Raw genomic sequence first — 15,944 nt, forward strand, 5'->3', positions numbered from 1 at the left:
ACCTCACATGTTGTTGACTTCGTCAGGCAACTGGTAATGCGTTGCATGACGATAGGGTTTGTCGTCCAGGGGGTCGTAAAAGCTTTCGCAATCGCCTTCCTGGGAGGCGACGATGTCCGAGGAGTTGACCACCCAGATGCTGACGCCTTCGCTGCGCCGGGTATAGACGTCGCGCGCATATTCCAGTGCCTGGGCGGGATCTTCCGCATGCAGGCTGCCGACGTGCTTGTGGTCCAGGCCGCGACGGGAACGGATAAAAACTTCATACAGTTTCATGTGTTCTGACATTGTCGTGCTCCCTATGCCGCCCGACGATCGGCGCGTTGACGTTTTTTGTCCTCGTAGGCCGTGATCGCGTCGCGGACCCACTGCCCCTCTTCGTGGGCCGTGACATGGTGCGCGAGACGCTGCCGGTTGCAGAGACCATCGCCCGCGATCACCCGATTGAACTCCTCCCAGTCGATTTCGCCGAAGTCGTAGTGACCCCGCTCCTCGTTCCATTTCAGGTCCGGGTCGGGCACGGTCAGGCCGATGACCTCGGCCTGCTTCACCGTCTGGTCGACAAATTTCTGCCGCAGCTCGTCGTTGCTCTGGCGCTTGATTTTCCATTTCATCGACTGCGCGGAGTGCGCAGACTCGGCATCGTGGGGGCCGAACATCATCAACGAAGGCCACCAGAACCGGTTCAGTGAATCCTGGGCCATGGCCTTCTGTTCTTCCGTACCGCCGGCGAGGGTCATCATGATGTGATAGCCCTGGCGCTGGTGGAAACTCTCTTCCTTGCAGATCCGCACCATGCCGCGGGCGTAGGGCCCGTAGGAAGTGCGCTGCAAGGAGACCTGGTTGACGATTGCCGCGCCATCCACCAGCCAGCCGATGGCGCCGATGTCGGCCCAGGTCAGGGCGGGATAGTTGAAGATGGAGGCATACTTGGCGCGCCCGGCGTGCAGGGCCTCTACCATTTCCTCGCGACTGGCACCCAGGGTTTCCGCGGCGCTGTACAGGTAGAGGCCATGGCCGCCCTCGTCCTGGACCTTGGCCAGCAGGATGCACTTGCGATGCAGGCTCGGCGCCCGCGTGATCCAGTTGCCCTCTGGCTGCATGCCGATCACCTCGGAGTGCGCATGCTGGGAAATCTGGCGAATCAGGTTCTGCCGATATTTCTCCGGCATCCAGTCCTTGGGCTCGATCTTTTCCTCGGCGTCAATGCGCGTCTGGAAGCGCTGTTCCACTTCCGCCGGACTCTGCTCTGTATGCTCTTTCGTCATAACCGATCTCCTCTCAACTTGCCGTCACACCCGTTCAATGACTATCGCGATACCCTGTCCGACGCCGATGCACATGGTGCACAGCGCATAGCGCCCCCCGCGACGCTGCAACTCGTACATCGCGGTGGTTACCAGACGCGCGCCACTCATACCCAGGGGGTGACCCAGGGCGATGGCGCCGCCGTTCGGATTGACCTGGGGAGCGTCGTCCGCCAGCCCCAGTCCTCGCAGCACGGCGAGCCCCTGGGCTGCAAAGGCCTCATTCAATTCGATGACATCCATCGCCGCGAGTTCCAGACCCGCCAGCCGCAGCACCTTGTGTGTCGCCTCCACCGGGCCGTAGCCCATGATACGGGGCTCCAGACCGCTGCTGGCCATGGCCAGCACCCGGGCACGCGGCGTCAGGCCCTGACTGCGCGCGGCCTCCGCCGAGGCAAGGATCAGCGCACAGGCGCCATCGTTCACCCCCGAGGCGTTGCCGGCCGTCACCGTGCCGTTGTCGCGGAACGGCGTAGCGAGCTTCGCCAGCGCCTCCAGCGTGGTATCGCGGGGGTGCTCGTCCTGACTGACCTGCACCGGATCGCCCTTGCGTTGGGGAATAGTGACCGGAGTAATTTCCTCGTCAAAGTAACCCGCCGCCTGCGCCGCCGCCGTGCGTTGCTGGCTGCGCAGGGCAAAGGCATCCTGGGCAGCCCGCTCAATGCCGAACTGCTCGGCGACGTTTTCGGCGGTCTCGGGCATGGAGTCGATACCGTATTGCTTCTGCATCAGGTGATTGACGAAGCGCCAGCCAATGGTCGTGTCGTAGATCTGCGCGTCGCGGCTGTAGGCTGCATTTGCCTTGCCCATGACAAACGGCGCCCGGGACATGGATTCGACGCCCCCGGCAATGGCCAACTGGGCTTCACCGCACTTGATCGCCCGGGCGGCACTGCCGATGGCATCCATGCCGGAACCGCAGAGCCGGTTCACGGTCACCCCGGGCACCGTCGCCGGCAAACCGGCCAGCAGGCTGCTCATCCGCGCCACGTTGCGGTTGTCTTCACCGGCCTGGTTGGCGCAGCCGAACCAGACATCGTCAACCTGCGCCCAGTCCACGCCCGGATTGCGCGCCAGCAAAGCGCGCAGGGGAATCGCACCGAGGTCGTCGGGGCGCACTGCCGCCAGGGCACCGCCATAACGGCCAATGGGGGTGCGCAGGGCATCACAGATAAAAGCATCTTGCATTATTCAATCTCTCCGGCTGAAGCTTCGACGAGGTGGCCACCAATGCGGTGGGAATTGCCTCGGAACAGGGCAATGGGCTGATGTGTCTGGTTGACCACGGTAACATCGTAGATGCCACTGCGCCGACCCTGCTGAACCTGGTGCGCCGATGCAGTCAGTTGATCGCCCAAACGGGCCGGGGCCAAAAATTCAATGCGGGCACCCGCGGCCACGGTGTTGAAATTCTCGCTGTTGCAGGCGTAGGCAAAGCAGCTGTCCGCCAGAGTAAAGATAAGACCGCCGTGGCAGAGATCGTGACCATTGACCATGTCGGGCTCTACCCGCATGGTCATGGTGGCTGTGCCCGGCGCAATCGACACCAGAGTTACCCCCAGCGCCCTGCAGGCCTGGTCGCCAACCCACAGGGCCTCACCACAGTCACGGGCCAGCTGTTCCGGCGTGCTCACTATTCGCCCTTATACTGCGGTGGGCGCTTTTCCAGAAACGCCGCGACGCCTTCACGGTAGTCCGCGGTCTTGCCCGCGGCCCGCATCAATTCCTTTTCCAGCTCGAGCTGTTGCTCAAGCGTGTTCGCCGCCGAGGCAGCAAACGCCTGTTTGGTAAAGGCGAAACCCCGGGTGGGCTGGGTGGCCATGGTTTCAGCCAGAGTCTGCGCAGTTGCCTGCAGCTCATCGTCCTCGACCACCTGCCAGATCATGCCCCAGGCCAGGGCCTGCTCCGCGGGCACTTTTGGCCCCAGCATGGCCAGGCCTTTGGCCCGGGCCATACCGACCAGACGCGGCAAGGTCCAGGTACCGCCGGAATCCGGAATCAAACCCAGCTTGGCGAAGGACTCGATAAAACTGGCGGAGCGCGCCGCAATCACAATGTCGCAGGCCAGCGCGATGTTGGCGCCCGCACCGGCGGCAACGCCATTCACCGCGCAGATCACCGGTTTTTCCATGCCGGTCAGCAGCCGTATCAGTGGGTTATAGTACTTTTCCACCGAGTCGCCCAGGTCCGGGGGTGCATCCCCGGCGGATACCGAGCGATCGTTTAGATCCTGGCCGGCACAGAACCCGCGTCCGGCACCGGTGAGCAGCACCGCCCGCACCTGCGGATCGCCGGCGGCGCGGGTCAGCACTTCCCGCACCTCCGCATGCATCGCTGCGGTAAAGCTGTTGAGCGAGTCGGGGCGGTTCAGCACCAGCCTCGCCACACCCTTGTCGATGGTGAACTCGATATTTTCCCAGGCCATGAGCAACTACCCTCCTCAGTCTTCCCGGCGTTCCACCAGAGTCAGAATATCGTAGATAGCCACCGGCTCGTCGGCCTGATTGGTCACCTCGATGGCCCACACCACAACGCCATTGGCTTTCTCCTCGCCGCGCCGGGCTTTCTTGATTTTCTTCTTCACCGTGAGCCGGGCGCGGATAGTATCTCCCGGTGCCACCGGCTCGATGAAGCGCAGGTTCTCCAGGCCGTAGTTCGCAATCACCGGGCCGGGGGCTGGGTGGACAAACATCCCCGCCGCTGCCGAAATTACAAAATAGCCGTGCGCGACGCGCTTGCCAAAGAATGAGTCCTTGGCGGCGATTTCATCAAAGTGGGCGTAGAAATGGTCACCGCTGAGACAGCCGAAATTGACGATATCGGCTTCCGTCACCGTGCGCCGGTGCGTCAGCAGGGACTCGCCCACCTGCAGGTCCTCGAAGTACTTTTTAAAGGGGTGCATCTCGTCGGAGTAAGTCCGGGCACCGGCGTGATACTCGGAGGTGATCGCCATCAGCGTGGTCGGTGACCCCTGCAGAGCGGTGCGCTGCATGTAGTGCTTGACCGCACGCAGGCCACCGAGCTCTTCGCCGCCACCGGCGCGACCCGGGCCGCCGTGTACCAGCGGTGCCAGCGGCGAGCCGTGGCCGGTTGACTCCGCCGCACAATCGCGGTTGATGATCAACATGCGACCGTGCCAAGGGGCCGTGCCCAGGATAATGTTTCTCGCCTCGGTGTCGTCGTAGGTGAACAGGGAACCGACCAGGCTGCCCTTGCCGAGGCGGGCAATGGCAATCGCATCGTCGATATCCCGATAGGGCATCAAGGTGCTTACCGGGCCGAAGGCTTCCACCTCATGCGCAAGAGTCTTGCCGTGGGGGTCATCACAGCGCAACAGGGTGGGCGGGAAGAAGGCGCCGCTGCTGTTGTCGGCGCCGGTGAGCGGAAAGGTTTCCTGCCCCCCGTAAATCACTTCGCATTCGCTCGCCAGACGCTCGACGCTGGCGCGGACATCCAGCGCCTGGTCGCGGCCCACCAGCGGCCCCATGCGCACACCCTCCGCGCCCGGGTCGCCGACGGTGGTTTTTTCCAGGCGCGCCTGCAGCGCATTGGCCACCGCCTCCAGAAGCGCGGCGGGCACGATAACACGACGGATGGCGGTGCACTTCTGCCCCGCCTTGGCCGTCATCTCCCGCGCGACTTCCTTGATAAACAGTTCGAATTCCGGGTCGTCCGCGGCGACACTTGCGCCGAGTATGGCGCAGTTCAGCGAGTCGGCCTCCATGGTGAACGGCACCGAGTTGGTCACCAGGTTGGGATGGGTACGCAGTTTGCGTCCGGTTGTCGCCGAACCGGTAAAGGTGACCACATCCTGCTCGAGGAGGTGCTCCAGCAGGTCGCCGGTCGAACCGCAGATGAGCTGGATCGCGCCCTCCGGAAAGAAACCGCCGGCGATCATTTCCCGCACCATGGCCTCGGTGAGAAAGGCGGTCGGCGTAGCCGGCTTCACGATCACCGGAACCCCGGCGGCGAGGCTGGGGGCGATCTTCTCCAGCATGCCCCAGCAGGGAAAGTTGAAGGCGTTGATGTGTACCGACACGCCGGGCTTGGAGGTGAGCACATGCCGGCCGAGAAAGCTGCCGCCCTTGGACAGCCGCTCCACATCACCTTCCACCATGATGACATCGTTGGGCATTTCCCGGCTGACCAGGCTGGCGTACGTAAACACCGTGCCGATGCCGCCCTCGATGTCGACCCAGCCGTCTGCGCGGGTGGCTCCGGTGCGTGCCGACAGGGTGTAGAAGTCTTCCTTGCGCTCCATCAAGTGCTTGGCCATGGCCTTGAGGGCTGCGGCGCGCTCGTGGAAGGTCATGGCGCGCAGGGCAGGACCACCGACGTCGCGCCCGTGGCGCACCATCGCCGCAAAGTCCACGCCCTCGCTGCCGACCTCGCAAACAGGTTTACCGGTGACCGCGTCATTCACTGTGACACCGCTGCCCGTCCCTTCCTGCCACTGGCCGCTGACATAGCTCTGCAACTTCATGAAGCGCTTCTCCTGTATTATGCGTGTTGGGTGCCGTGGCCCGGCTACCGCTCCGGGCCGCCATTTATGATACACAATGATTACATGCTGTAAAGCTTTATGTAATACTTTGAGGCTGTGACCAACAGCCTTCAGGCCGCCACTACAGCAAGGAGAACACATGCAGGACGTCTCTGTTCACTACGAACTGAATAATACCCTGGGTATCATTCGTATCGACAATCCGCCGGTCAACGCCCTGTCCCAGGCAGTCCGGGCGGGTATCATTGAAGCGCTGGAACAGGCGCGGAGTGACAGCAGCCAGATGCTGCTGGTGCTCTGTGCCGGCAGGACCTTCATTGCCGGCGCGGATATCACGGAGTTCGGCAAAACGCCGCAACCGCCCAGCCTCCCCGATGTCATCGCCGCGCTGGAAGGCTTTCCCAAACCGGTTGTTGCGGCCCTGCACGGCACCGCGCTGGGTGGCGGCCTGGAGCTGGCGATGGCCTGCCACTACCGGGCAGCACTGCCCGATACCCGGCTGGGGCTCCCCGAGGTCAAGCTGGGCCTGCTGCCCGGCGCCGGCGGCACCCAGCGCCTGCCACGGCTGGTCGGCCCCGAACTGGCCCTGGAGATGATCAGCAGCGGCGCGCCGATAACTGCCAACAAAGCCCTGGAAGCGGGCCTGATTGACCAGATTCTTGAAGGTGAACTGGAGCCGGCGGCAATCCGCTGGGCCCTAACCTTGCTGGCAGACTCGGCGCCGGTGCGCCCCACGGGCGAGCGCCCGGTAGCTGCCCCTGCCGATACCGATTTTCTGGCACGCCACTTAAAGCAAAACGCGCGCAAGCACCGCGGCCAGTTGGCACCGGGCTATATTGCCGAACTGGTGGAACTGGCACAGAACGCCAGCCTGGAAGAAGGCCTGAAGCGCGAGCGCGAGTGTTTCCTGGCCTGCAAAAATTCCCCCCAGTCCGCGGCCCTGCGTCACGTCTTCTTCGCCGAGCGGGCCACCGGCAAGCTGCCCGACATCCCGGCAGATACCCCCTTGCGCCCGATTAAGCGCGTCGCCGTCATCGGCGCCGGCACCATGGGCGGCGGCATCGCCATGTGCTTCGCCAGCGCGGGTATTCCGGTAATTCTGGTGGAAACGGCCCAGGACTACCTGGACAACGGGCTGGACAAAATCCGCCAGAACTACGCCAATTCGGTCAAGCGCGGCCGGTTCAGTGCCGAGGCCGTTGCCGGCTGGCTGGACAACATCAGTGGCACCCTGGACTACGCCGATCTCGCGGAAGTCGACCTGGTCATCGAGGCGGTGTTCGAGAACATGGCGGTAAAGAAAGAGGTATTTGGCAAACTTGATGCCGCCTGCAAACCTGGCTGCATCCTCGCAACCAACACCTCCTACCTCGACGTCAACGCCATTGCCGCCGCCACCAGGCGGCCAGCGGACGTTATCGGCGCGCACTTTTTCAGCCCCGCCAACGTGATGAAGCTGCTGGAGGTGGTACGCGCGGAAAAAACCGCTGCCGACGTAGTGCAGACCTTCATGAAGCTGGCTCGCACCATCGGCAAGATCCCGGTCGCGGTGGGGGTCTGCCATGGCTTTGTCGGCAATCGCATGCTGCGCGCCTATGCGCGCCAGGCGCAGTTGCTGCTGCTCGAAGGTGCCACGCCCTCACAGGTTGATAAGGCGATGGAAAACTGGGGCATGGCCATGGGGCCGCTGGCGGTCGGCGACCTGGCCGGGCTCGACATCGGCTACCGCTCGCGCCGCGATCAGGGCATCGAGCCCCGCTCGGTGCTGGAGTCCGCGCTGGCGGACACCCTGGTGGACATGGACCGGCTGGGGCAAAAGTCCGGTGCGGGCTACTACCGCTACGACCCCGAAACCCGGGCACGCCAGGCCGACCCTGAAGTGGACAAGTTGCTGCGCGATATCGCAGACGAGTGGCAGGTACCCCAGCGGGAGATCGGCGACGAGGAAATTGTTGATCGGCTGATTCTCGCCCTGGTCAATGAGGGTGCCGCGATTCTGCAGGAAGGTATCGCGGCCCGGCCCAGTGATGTGGACATCGTCTATATCAATGGCTATGGGTTTCCCAGCTGGCGCGGCGGGCCGATGTTCTACGCCGACAGCCTGGGGCTCGACACCGTGGTCGCCCGGCTGCGGGAATTGCGCGAGCTCACCGGCGATGACGGCTGGGAGCCGGCACCGCTGCTGCTGGAACTGGCAGCTGCAGGCAACAGCCTCGCGTCGCTCAACGGCCGGGTCTGAGCCCGGCGCCGCGGATCAGCGGCGCTTGTCGAACACGCGCTTGGCCTTGCCCTCGGAGCGGGGGATGACGCCAGGCGCGTGCGGCTTCACCGCCGTGGATATCCCGATCATGGACTTGATGCGGTGCTGCAGGGCCTGGGCCGCGCGCTGCATGTCGCCGGCGTTGACTTCACTGGCCATCTCCACGTGCACCTCCATCGCATCCAGGTGCCCCTCCTTGGTCACTTCGATAAAGTAGTGCGGCGCCAGCCCCTCCACCGCGAGCAGCTGCTCTTCAATCTGGGACGGGAACACATTGACCCCACGGATAATCAGCATGTCATCGCTGCGGCCGGTGATCTTGGCCATACGCCGCATGGTGCGTGAGGTACCGGGCAGCAGGCGGGTGAGATCCCGGGTGCGATAGCGGATAACCGGCATGGCCTCCTTGGTCAGGCTGGTAAACACCAGTTCCCCCTCCTCCCCATCCGGCAGGACTTCCCCGGTGTCGGGATTGACGATCTCGGGGAAGAAATGGTCTTCCCAGATGGTCGGCCCGTCCTTGCTCTCCAGGCACTCCTGGGCGACACCGGGGCCCATCACCTCGGACAGGCCATAGATGTCGACGGCGTCGAGGTCGAGCCGCTGCTCCATCTCCCGACGCATGGCATCGGTCCAGGGCTCGGCGCCGAAGATGCCCACGCGCAGTGACAGTTTGCGGGTGTCGACATTCTGCCGATCCATCTCATCCGCGATGTTCATCATGTAGCTGGGCGTCACCATGATGATGTCCGGGTCGAAATCAACAATCAGCTGGACCTGTTTTTCGGTCTGGCCACCGGACATCGGTATCACCGTACAACCGAGCCGCTCGGCGCCATAGTGGGCACCCAGCCCCCCGGTAAACAGGCCGTAGCCGTAGGAGACATGGACTTTGTCGGCGGCGCGGCCGCCGGCGGCGCGTATGGAACGGGCCACCACATCCGCCCATACGTCGATATCACCCTGGGTATAACCCACCACTGTCGGCTTGCCGGTGGTACCGCTGGAAGCGTGAACTCGCACCACCTTGTCCATGGGCACGGCAAACATGCCGAACGGGTAGTTGTCGCGCAGGTCGGTCTTGCTGGTGAAGGGAAATTTGGCCAGGTCTTCAAGGGTCTGCAGATCGTCGGGATGCACCCCGTGCTGGTCGAACTTCGCCCGATACACCGGCGAGTTGTCATAGGCGTGGTGAAGGGACTGGCGCAGACGCTGCAGCTGCAGATTGCGCAGTTCATCGACACTTGCGGTTTCTATGGGATGCAGTGGCTCAAGACAGGGGTTGTGGCTCATGGAGGCTCCGTAGTGGCGGATCACGCGGATTATTGTGCTCGCAATATAATACGTTTTTAGTTGATTCAGCAATATTTATGTATCATTTTTGACGGTGCGTCACAGCTGGGTTATCCACTGCAGGCGCTGTATCATGCGACTCCGGGCTGCGGCATAGAGTCGACCCTGACCGTCAATGAACTAGAGAGGTAGACCCGTGGCACAGCCGCCGGCCGTCAAGCGCCTGCTGGACACCTTCAGGGCCCGCAAACCGATGCGCAGCACGTCGCTGATCATCACCCTGTTTGGCGATACTGTGTCCCAGCACGGGCACACCCTCTGGCTGGGAAGCCTGGTGCATGCGCTGGCCCCCCTCGGAGTAAATGAACGGCTGGTCCGGACCTCCGTATTCCGTCTGGTCAAGGAGGGTTGGCTGGAGGCCGACAGGGTCGGGCGCCGCAGCTACTATCGCTTCACCGCCCATGGCAATGCCGAGTACGAACGTGCCGCCCGCCGTATCTACGCCACCGAGGATACCACCTGGGAGGGACACTGGCAGATCCTGATCCCCCTTGCGATTACCGAACGCGACCGCGACGACTTTCGTCGCAGTCTCAATTGGCAGGGCTTCCGCACGATTGCGCCCGGCACCTTTGCCAAGCCCGGCAGCCCGGGGCAAGCCCTGCGGGAAACCCTGGAGGAATTCGATGCCAGCGACAAGGTCATGCTGTTCGACGCCACCAGCTCCACGCTGGGCTCGGCCAAACGTCTGCGCAGACTGGTGCACGAGAGTTGGCAACTCGATGCCACCGCAGCGGCCTACCGCGCTTTCCTGGAGAACTTCCGGCCCCTGCAACGCTGGGCGTCACGGCAGCGGCAGCTGGACCCGGAAGCCGCCTTTATCGTGCGCATCCTGCTGATTCACGATTTCCGCCGGGCCCTGCTGCACGACACCCCGCTCCCGGAAGAGCTGCTGCCGCCGGGCTGGCCGGGCGCGGAAGCCCTCGTCCTTACCGGTAGCCTGTACCGGGCCCTGGCCGCGGCTTCCACCGAGTACATAACAGACAACCTGGAGGGCGGTAACGGCGGCTTGCCTGCGGCTGGTGCCAGCTTCGCCGCCCGCTTCCCCAACATCAGGCGCAGCTGAACTGCCCCACTTGTAGGAGCCCGCTCCGCGGGCGATCGCTCACAGAGTGAGCTCCTACAGGTAGGAGCCCGCTGGCCCAGGCCACCTTCTCTGTCCGCTACGCGGCCATTCACCTTGTCCGCGGGCGAAAGGCACACGAATCGCTCACAGAGTGAGCTCCCACAGATAGGAGCACGCTCCGCGGGCGAAAGGCACACGAATCGCTCACGGAGTGCGCTCCCACAGGGGTGCCAGCAGCCGGCGCTTGCCATCCTGACTCAGGGCAATACCGGGTTCGTCAAGATCCTTGCGGTCCCACAGCTCACAGGTGACCTGCTTGTGTTTCTGGTCCAGCCCCTCGCAGTAATTGCTGTAGCGACAGACGATGACCTCGGCACCGTGGCCGGTCCTGACCTTCTCGAACCAGTCCGGATCCGCCAGGGCCTGGCGTGCGAGACCAATAATATCGGCCTGGCCGCTCTGCAATATGTCCTCTGCGGCCTTGAAGCCGAAAATGCCCCCCGCCACTACCAACGGCGTCGTCAGGCCGGATGCCCGCAGGTGCTGGCGAATGCTCTCGACCGGGCCTATATTGCGCCCGAAGGGTCCCTGCTCATCCGAAATGTAACCCGGCATGCACTCGTAGCCGCTCTTGCCGGTGTAGGGGTAAGCGGCCCACCCCACTTTCGGTTGCTTGGCGTCATCGAACTTGCCGCCCCGTGACAGGGACAGGAAATCCATGCCCGCGTCCGCGAACCGATGGGCGAAATAGCGCGCATCCGCGAGACCGCTGCCGCCCTCAATAATCTCGTCACTGAGAAAGCGGCACCCGACCGCAAACTCGGGGCCAGTTGCCTCACGCACGGCCTGATAGACCTCCAGCGGCACCCTGACACGCTGCTCCCGGCTGCCACCATAACCATCATCGCGAGTATTCGTGGCGGAGAGGAATGACGCCATGGTGTAGGCGTGAGCGTAGTGCAGTTCAACGCCATCGAACCCCGCCTGCTGTGCTCTGGACGCGGCCCGGGCAAACAGGCCGGGCAGTGTGGCCGGCAATTCCGCGATTGCCGGCACCTGGGTGTCGGTCACCCGCTCCCGGTAGCCGTACTGCATGTCTTCCCACTCCTTGACGCTGAGCACCGACTGCAGGGCCTCGGGGTCGAGGCTGCGCAGATGTTCGCGCACGCTGTCCTCCGGCGCATCCTCAAGCTCGAGGGCCCGGCGATGTGCCGGGGTAATCTGCAGAAAGCGGTCGAGAAATTTCTCCGGTTGCGGGCGCCGGCGGATGGTCAGGAAGTCGATGAGCTGGATCAGCAGCCGGGTCTTGCCGCCGCTGGCCCTGTGCACGGTTTCGGCCAGTTTGGCCAGTCCGGGGATATAGCGATCGTCGCCTATACGCAATAGCGGACCGCTGGGGACATCCCGGATGCCGGTGGCCTCCACCACGATAACGCCGGGCCTGCCCCGGGCAAAACGTTCATACCACTGCAGGACATCCTCGGTAACTTCCCCCGCCTCGTTCGAGCGCCAGGGCACCATCGCCGGCACCCAGGTACGCTGCACCAGGCTGAGCGGACCCACCCGCAGCGGAGAGAACAACAGGCTGGCTGCAGCCTCGCTGCGGTCCGGCCAATCATCTTCAACGGCGGTGTACTTGATTCTCTCGGGCGGCTTCCACATGCGGCAGGCTCCAGTTTGCAACTGGAAAACATTTTAGGTCTAAAATGTTTTCGGTGCAAGATCCCCGGTTCGGGCTTACTGCGGACCCTGCTTCACCCGGTCCAGCAGGGCCATGAGCTGGTCCACCTCGCGTGACTCGAGATGCCCCAACAGGCCGATGATCCATTGCTCGTGGCGCAGTGCCATGCGGGCGAAGGCCTTGCGCCCTTTCGGGGTCAGCTTCACCATGAAAGTACGCCGGTTGTCCGGCAGCGGGCTGCGATCCACCAGCCCCTCACTTACCAGCTGCGCCGCTATTCCGGAGACATTACCGCCGGAAACCATCAGGCGGCGGGACAGCTCCCCCATGGTGAGGCCCTCCGGCACCCGCTCCAGCTGCGCCAGGAAATCGAACCGTGGCAAGGTGGTATCGAATTCCTCGCGCAAAGCACCGCGCAGGCGTGTTTCAATGAAGCTGGAACAGGTCAGCAAACGCAGCCAGAGCTTGATCGAATGGTGATCATCTTCGTGCAGGCGGGTTTCATGATTCAGCCGCGGGGCGCTGCCAGACTCATTGATCACGGTACTGTCCATATATTTTAAGCATAAAATGTTTGCGCTATACCGGGGATTCGCTTTAAGCTTAAACTATTGTCATCAACCTGGCGAGCAATCGCCCCGTTCTCACGAACGAGTTGGAGAGTATTATGAAAATAGTCTGTCTGGGCGGCGGCCCCTCTGGCCTGTATCTGGCAATCTGCATGAAGCTGCAGGATCCCTCGCATGAGGTCGCGGTGTACGAGCGCAATCGCCCCGATGATACCTTTGGCTGGGGCGTTGTGTTCTCCGACCAGACTGTCGACAACCTGCTGCAGACCGACCCGGTCAGCGGCCAGCGCATTGTCGAAGAGTTTATCCGCTGGGACATGATCGACTGCCACTTCAAAGGTCAGGTCCAGCGCTCTGACGGCCACGGTTTTATCGGCCTGGGGCGCAAGCGCATGTTGCAAATGCTGCATGAACGCTGCCACGAACTGGGCGTGGACCTGCACTTCGAAACCGAGTTTTCCCCCGAGGACGTCAACACCCGATTCGCCGATGCGGATGTGATCGTGGCCTCCGATGGTCTCAACTCAAAAATCCGCAACAGCGATCTCGAGACTTTCGAATGCAATATTGATGTGCGCAGCAACAAGTTCGTGTGGCTCGGCACCAAACAGACGTTCCGCGACGCGTTTACCTTTATTTTCGAAGAAACTGAACATGGCTGGATCTGGGCTCACGCCTATCAGTTTGACCAGGAAACCTCGACCTTTATCGTCGAATGTAACCCGGATGTCTACGACGCCATTGGTTTCGAGCACATGAGTCACGAGGAAAGCGCGGAAACCTGCCGCCGCATCTTTGCCAACTATCTCGATGGTCACAAGCTGCTCACCAACTCCGCCCACATCCGCGGCTCGGCCTGGATCAACTTCCCTGCGGTTCTCTGCCGCAACTGGGTCAAGGATGATCGCATCGTACTGATCGGGGACGCTGCCCACACGGCGCACTTTTCGATCGGTTCCGGTACCAAGCTGGGGCTGGAAGATGCCATCGCGCTGGCGCAGCATCTGAATTCGGGAGCCCCGGTGCCGGAAGCGTTGCGCTCCTATCAAGAGGAGCGGGAAGTGGATGCCCTGCGGCTGCAGAACAGCGCCCGCAACGCCATGGTCTGGTTTGAAAACGTACCGCGCTACGCCCGGGCGCTGGAGCCGAAACAGTTTTTCTACTCCATGCTCACCCGCAGCCAGCGCGTCAGCCACGAAAACCTGCGCCTGCGCGACAAGGCGTGGCTTGAGGACATGGAGAAACACCTCGCCCGCCAGGTCCTGGGCGAGCAATGCGACGAAGCTATCCCGCCGATGTTCCTGCCCTGGGAATTGCGGGACATGAAGCTGATCAACCGGGTCGTGGTCTCGCCGATGTCCATGTACAGCGCTGTCGACGGCCTGCCCGATGATTGGCACCTGGTGCACTATGGCAGTCTTGCCAGGGGCGGTGCCGGACTCATCTACACCGAGATGACTGATGTGTCCGCCGAAGGTCGCATCACCCCCGGCTGCGCCGGTATCTGGAATGATGAGCAGGAGGCAGCCTGGACCCGGATCGTGAACTTTGTGCACGAGCACACCCAGGCCCGGTTCGCGATGCAGCTGGGCCACGCCGGCCCCAAGGGCGCCACCAAGGAACCCTGGAATTGGGATCCGGCCATTCTTGACGAACCCCTGCCCAAAGAACAGCAGTGGCCGCTGCTGTCCGCCAGCGCCCTGCCCTATGACAGCTACAGCCCGGTTCCCGCGGCCATCAACCGGCAACAGATGGACATGGTCAGGGAACAGTTTGTCGACGCCACCCGGCGCGCCGCCCGCGCGGGCTTTGACATGCTGGAACTGCACGCTGCCCACGGCTACCTGATTTCCGCGTTCATCACGCCGATTCTGAACAAGCGCGACGATGAGTACGGTGGGAGCCTGGAGAATCGCCTGCGCTACCCGCTGGAAGTGTTCCGCGCCATGCGCGAGGCGTGGCCCGCCGACAAACCCCTGTCAGTGCGTATTTCTGCCCATGACTGGATGGGTGAAGACGGCAACACCGACGACGACGCGGTCGCTATTGCCAGCGCCTTCCGCGACGCCGGGGCGGACATCATTGATGTGTCCAGCGGCCAGGTCTCCCACGCGGCGCAGCCCCTGCCCGGACGCATGTTCCAGACCCCCCTTTCCGACCGCATCCGCAACGAAGGCGGGATGGCCACCATGGCGGTGGGCAACATCTACGAACTGGACCACGTCAACAGCATCATTGCCGCGGGACGCGCGGACCTGGTGTGCCTGGCACGCCCGCACCTGGCGGACCCGAACTGGACCCTGCGCGCCGCGGCAGACATGGGCTACCGGGGCACCGGGGTGGTTGAACCCCACCAGTACTTCCTCGGCTTCCGCCAGCTGCACACCAATCTGCAGCGGGCCCGGGAAGCGGCGCCCCCGCTGTGAAGCACGCCCTGGTAACCGGGGCAGGCAGCGGCATCGGTGCCGCGACTGCCCGCAGCCTGCTGGATCAGGGGTATCGCGTCAGCCTGCTGGGCCGCCGCCTGGAGGCCCTCGAGGAAACGGTAGCGGACTACGCGGATGGGCACCACTGCGCTGCCTGCGATGTTACCGACCCGGCGCAGGTCAGCGCCGCATTCAATGCCGCGACCGACGCGCTCGGGGCCATCGACATTTTGGTCAACTGCGCCGGGGCGGCACCCACCAGCCCCTTCCACAAAATGCCCGCCGCGCAGTGGCAGCAGGTCATCGACGTCAACCTGAACGGGGTTTACCACTGTTGCGCCCAGGTGGTTGGCGACATGCGTGAGCGGGGCTGGGGGCGTATCATCAATATCGCCAGCACCGCCTCGCTGAAAGGCTACGCCTACGTCAGCGCCTACTGTGCGGCCAAGCACGGCGTGCTGGGGCTGACCCGTGCCCTGGCGCTGGAGCTGGCGCAGAAGGGCGTGACGGTCAATGCCGTTTGCCCCGGCTATACGAATACAGACATCATACGCACTGCCGTTGCCGGAATTGCCGACAAGACCGGACGCACGGAGGCCGAAGCGCTGCGGACCTTTACCGACACCAATCCCCAGGGTCGCCTGATCGAGCCACAGGAGATCGCTGATACGGTACTCTGGCTGTGCACCGACTCGGCGCGCTCGATCACCGGCCAGGCGCTGTCGATCAGCGGCGGCGAAACCGGCTGAGGCCGCAGACTACCCAACCAGACAGGAAC

General features: G+C 63.3%; 13 protein-coding genes. 4 read left to right on the top strand and 9 right to left on the bottom strand.

The features are described from left to right. Positions 1–3: 3 nt before the first annotated feature. Genes paaB through paaZ form a run of 6 tightly spaced genes read right to left on the bottom strand, consistent with a single transcriptional unit; the run spans position 4 to position 5,790 of the window. Positions 4–288 carry a 1,2-phenylacetyl-CoA epoxidase subunit PaaB gene (gene paaB, locus Q6D67_RS09390; protein WP_304705345.1) on the bottom strand — a complete coding sequence of 95 codons (285 nt, stop codon included), beginning with the start codon at positions 286–288 and terminating at the stop codon, positions 4–6. 11 nt (positions 289–299) lie between these two features. Further along, positions 300–1,268: a 1,2-phenylacetyl-CoA epoxidase subunit PaaA gene (gene paaA, locus Q6D67_RS09395; protein ID WP_304705346.1), complete on the bottom strand. Its 969-nt coding sequence runs from the start codon at positions 1,266–1,268 to the stop codon at positions 300–302. Positions 1,269–1,292: 24 nt separating this feature from the next. Next, complete coding sequence (gene pcaF, locus Q6D67_RS09400; RefSeq protein WP_304705347.1) at positions 1,293–2,495, bottom strand: 3-oxoadipyl-CoA thiolase; 1,203 nt, start codon at positions 2,493–2,495, stop codon at positions 1,293–1,295. Then, entirely contained in the window at positions 2,495–2,941 is a 447-nt protein-coding gene (paaI, locus tag Q6D67_RS09405; RefSeq protein WP_304705348.1) for a hydroxyphenylacetyl-CoA thioesterase PaaI, read from the bottom strand. Before paaI ends, pcaF begins: the two co-directional genes overlap by 1 nt. Then, complete coding sequence (gene paaG, locus Q6D67_RS09410) at positions 2,941–3,732, bottom strand: 2-(1,2-epoxy-1,2-dihydrophenyl)acetyl-CoA isomerase PaaG (RefSeq protein WP_304705349.1); 792 nt, start codon at positions 3,730–3,732, stop codon at positions 2,941–2,943. The genes paaI and paaG overlap by 1 nt, the downstream gene beginning before the upstream one ends. 15 nt (positions 3,733–3,747) lie before the next feature. Beyond that, positions 3,748–5,790, bottom strand: a complete 2,043-nt coding sequence (gene paaZ / locus Q6D67_RS09415; RefSeq protein WP_304705350.1) for a phenylacetic acid degradation bifunctional protein PaaZ — start codon at positions 5,788–5,790, stop codon at positions 3,748–3,750. A 160-nt stretch (positions 5,791–5,950) separates the two neighbouring features. Between paaZ and Q6D67_RS09420 the strand changes: the two genes are divergently transcribed. After that, entirely contained in the window at positions 5,951–8,050 is a 2,100-nt protein-coding gene (locus Q6D67_RS09420) for a 3-hydroxyacyl-CoA dehydrogenase NAD-binding domain-containing protein (RefSeq protein WP_304705351.1), read from the top strand. A gap of 15 nt (positions 8,051–8,065) precedes the next feature. Here the strand turns inward: Q6D67_RS09420 and paaK are convergent, their stop codons facing one another. Next, positions 8,066–9,364 carry a phenylacetate--CoA ligase PaaK gene (paaK, locus tag Q6D67_RS09425; RefSeq protein ID WP_304705352.1) on the bottom strand — a complete coding sequence of 433 codons (1,299 nt, stop codon included), beginning with the start codon at positions 9,362–9,364 and terminating at the stop codon, positions 8,066–8,068. A gap of 196 nt (positions 9,365–9,560) precedes the next feature. Here paaK and paaX point away from each other — a divergent pair, with 196 nt between their 5' ends. Beyond that, positions 9,561–10,490 carry a phenylacetic acid degradation operon negative regulatory protein PaaX gene (gene paaX, locus Q6D67_RS09430; protein ID WP_304705353.1) on the top strand — a complete coding sequence of 310 codons (930 nt, stop codon included), beginning with the start codon at positions 9,561–9,563 and terminating at the stop codon, positions 10,488–10,490. Between the two features lie 204 nt (positions 10,491–10,694). On the opposite strand, the gene Q6D67_RS09435 is transcribed toward paaX, so the two are convergent. Then, positions 10,695–12,152 carry an NADH:flavin oxidoreductase gene (locus Q6D67_RS09435; RefSeq protein ID WP_304705354.1) on the bottom strand — a complete coding sequence of 486 codons (1,458 nt, stop codon included), beginning with the start codon at positions 12,150–12,152 and terminating at the stop codon, positions 10,695–10,697. Positions 12,153–12,227: 75 nt separating this feature from the next. Then, positions 12,228–12,713 carry a MarR family winged helix-turn-helix transcriptional regulator gene (locus Q6D67_RS09440; RefSeq protein WP_304705355.1) on the bottom strand — a complete coding sequence of 162 codons (486 nt, stop codon included), beginning with the start codon at positions 12,711–12,713 and terminating at the stop codon, positions 12,228–12,230. Positions 12,714–12,838: 125 nt separating this feature from the next. Between Q6D67_RS09440 and Q6D67_RS09445 the strand changes: the two genes are divergently transcribed. Continuing rightward, entirely contained in the window at positions 12,839–15,166 is a 2,328-nt protein-coding gene (locus tag Q6D67_RS09445; RefSeq protein WP_304705356.1) for a bifunctional salicylyl-CoA 5-hydroxylase/oxidoreductase, read from the top strand. Beyond that, positions 15,163–15,915, top strand: a complete 753-nt coding sequence (locus Q6D67_RS09450; RefSeq protein WP_304705357.1) for an SDR family NAD(P)-dependent oxidoreductase — start codon at positions 15,163–15,165, stop codon at positions 15,913–15,915. The genes Q6D67_RS09445 and Q6D67_RS09450 overlap by 4 nt, the downstream gene beginning before the upstream one ends. Positions 15,916–15,944: the final 29 nt, after the last annotated feature.

Source organism: Haliea sp. E1-2-M8, from assembly GCF_030649675.1.
Taxonomy (GTDB): domain Bacteria; phylum Pseudomonadota; class Gammaproteobacteria; order Pseudomonadales; family Halieaceae; genus Haliea.

Excerpts from the sequence above, each read along its gene's own strand:
- paaK (WP_304705352.1), bottom strand. The coding sequence starts at position 9,364 with ATGAGCCACAACCCCTGTCTTGAGCCACTGCATCCCATAGAAACCGCA.
- pcaF (WP_304705347.1), bottom strand. The coding sequence starts at position 2,495 with ATGCAAGATGCTTTTATCTGTGATGCCCTGCGCACCCCCATTGGCCGT.
- Q6D67_RS09435 (WP_304705354.1), bottom strand. The coding sequence starts at position 12,152 with ATGTGGAAGCCGCCCGAGAGAATCAAGTACACCGCCGTTGAAGATGAT.
- paaA (WP_304705346.1), bottom strand. The coding sequence starts at position 1,268 with ATGACGAAAGAGCATACAGAGCAGAGTCCGGCGGAAGTGGAACAGCGC.
- paaZ (WP_304705350.1), bottom strand. The coding sequence starts at position 5,790 with ATGAAGTTGCAGAGCTATGTCAGCGGCCAGTGGCAGGAAGGGACGGGC.
- paaB (WP_304705345.1), bottom strand. The coding sequence starts at position 288 with ATGTCAGAACACATGAAACTGTATGAAGTTTTTATCCGTTCCCGTCGC.
- paaG (WP_304705349.1), bottom strand. The coding sequence starts at position 3,732 with ATGGCCTGGGAAAATATCGAGTTCACCATCGACAAGGGTGTGGCGAGG.
- Q6D67_RS09420 (WP_304705351.1), top strand. The coding sequence starts at position 5,951 with ATGCAGGACGTCTCTGTTCACTACGAACTGAATAATACCCTGGGTATC.
- Q6D67_RS09445 (WP_304705356.1), top strand. The coding sequence starts at position 12,839 with ATGAAAATAGTCTGTCTGGGCGGCGGCCCCTCTGGCCTGTATCTGGCA.